Source organism: Roseovarius halophilus (ex Wu et al. 2025) (assembly GCF_047086965.1).
Map to the genome: position 1 here is coordinate 1 of NZ_JBKOTX010000417.1, position 1,997 is coordinate 1,997.

Annotated in this window: 4 protein-coding genes; all 4 read left to right on the forward strand. The window is 61.1% G+C overall.

What is annotated here, in order from left to right; genetic code table 11:
• Positions 1-277: DUF6441 family protein (locus tag ACH107_RS32335; RefSeq protein WP_412509705.1), on the forward strand; the 277-nt coding region annotated here is incomplete at its 5' end.
• 51 nt (positions 278-328) lie between these two features.
• On the forward strand, positions 329-598 hold the full coding sequence (locus ACH107_RS32340; protein ID WP_412509706.1) for a type II toxin-antitoxin system ParD family antitoxin: 270 nt from the start codon (positions 329-331) through the stop codon (positions 596-598).
• Complete coding sequence (locus ACH107_RS32345; RefSeq protein ID WP_412509707.1) at positions 598-939, forward strand: type II toxin-antitoxin system RelE/ParE family toxin; 342 nt, start codon at positions 598-600, stop codon at positions 937-939. Before ACH107_RS32340 ends, ACH107_RS32345 begins: the two co-directional genes overlap by 1 nt.
• Positions 940-1,307: 368 nt before the next feature.
• Positions 1,308-1,997, forward strand: a 690-nt coding sequence (locus ACH107_RS32350) for an NAD-dependent epimerase/dehydratase family protein (RefSeq protein ID WP_412509708.1), incomplete at its 3' end; no start/stop codon positions are given.

The following is a 1,997-nucleotide window of genomic DNA, read 5'->3' on the forward strand; positions in this document are numbered from 1 at the left end:
GGGAGAATGGGAACGGCGCCGGGGCCTGCGCCTGCGCTTCGTCTATCGCCGGCGCGGACCGAGCTTGCTGGTCGCTGACCGCGCCCGCATAAACACACGTGGTCAGGCGGTGGCGTCGCGCGCCAAAACGGGCCGTAACCAGGTCACCGCGCCGATCTTCCTGCTGGTCCCGCAGGTCAAGCTGCCCAAGCGGCTGGATCTGGACCGGGATGCCGCGCGGGCGCAGGGCAGTGTGCCGGGGCTGATCGTGGCGAACTGGGTTGAAACCCGCTTCTGACATGACCTGTCGACAGGGAAACTCTGTTGGCATATATTGCCAATAGCAGGCATGGAAGCATACACGGTGACACGCAATGTGGTTCTGACCGAGACGCAATCAGACCTGATCGACCAACTGGTCGCATCGGGCCAGTATCAGAACGCTTCCGAGGCCCTGCGCGCGGGGCTTCGCCTGCTCGAACGCGAAGAGGCCGAGCTTGGAGATCTGCGCCGCCGCCTGAAGAGCGGGTTACAACAGGCCCGTAGTGGTGAACTGGCCGCGGGAAGCGGCGAGGACGCGATCCGCCGCGCCTTTGCCACGGCGCACGACAGATCCTGATGCCGAAACCCTGGCAGCTGACGCAGGGCGCGGAGGCCGCGCTCGTCGATATCGCGCGCTGGACGATCGAGACTTTCGGGCCACGACAGGCCGCGGCCTATGAAGAGGATCTGATCACCGCCTGTCGCGAGATCGCGGCAGGAACCGCCCATTCGCAAGACTGCAAGCGCTTCATCGATCCGGACTTGCCCTCCAAGCGCAACACCATCGCGGCCGTGAAGCAAACCACGATCAGCACAACATCCGTGACGACCTGCACAATCCGCTTGGTCACCCTGTTCAGATGGAGCAGCTTTGCAACCATGTCTCTCATTACTCGCGGCCCCTCGAAAAATGTCTAAGTATAATAATGAAACTTTAGATTCTCTCGCGCAGTTGCACAAACAGCAGGTAGCTCCGCTCGTGGTCAAAATGACTGATCCGAGAGGGGCTCCGGCCCAGCCAGCATGGACTGGCTTACGCCGCCATACCGTCCATGTCCTGCAGTGATCCGTAGACTATGGCTAAAAGCTCGCCGCGTAAACTATAGCACCCCTTGATGCGGGCAGCGGTTTGACTCCGGCTTGGTCAAAGGCTTCCCGGACGCGATCACGCATGTGGCGCAGCGCGATGGTTTTACCTTAACGGCCAAGGTATTACTGGTGAGCGGGGCGAATGCCTCGCGTGTCATCGCCGCAAACCTGTGGAGGAAAGTGTCTTGGCAGGAAAAATGTTCATCACCGGAGCCGCCGGGTTCATCGGGTTCCATCTGGTGCAACGGATGCTTGCGGACGGATGGGAGGTCATGGGCTTCGACGGCATGACGCCCTATTACAGCCCCGAGCTGAAAGAGGCGCGCCTGTCGATCCTGCAGTCCCAGGCGGGCTTTTCCTTTGAGACGGGGATGCTCGAGGAAGAGGGACGCCTGACCAAGCTGGTTGCAACGTTCCAGCCGGACATAATGATCCACTTGGCAGCCCAGGCCGGCGTTCGATACTCGATTGATGCGCCGCGGTCCTATGTGACCTCGAACCTGATCGGCACACATGAGGTTCTTGAAGCCGCCCGCGCACACCCCCCGACGCACCTGATGATGGCCTCGACCAGCTCAACCTACGGCGCAAACACCCAGATGCCCTATGCAGAGCAGCACCGGGCGGTTCACCCCATGAGCTTTTACGCGGCCACGAAAGTGGCCAACGAGGCGATGGCGCATTCCTATGCGCATCTGTTTGACGTGCCGACGACCATGTTCCGGTTTTTCACGGTCTATGGGCCATGGGGGCGGCCGGACATGGCGCTGTTCAAGTTCACGTCGGCCATCCTGAAAGGGGAGCCGATCGACGTCTACAATCACGGCGACATGCAGCGTGATTTCACCTTCGTTGACGACCTCGTCGAGGGGATTGTCCGGCTCACG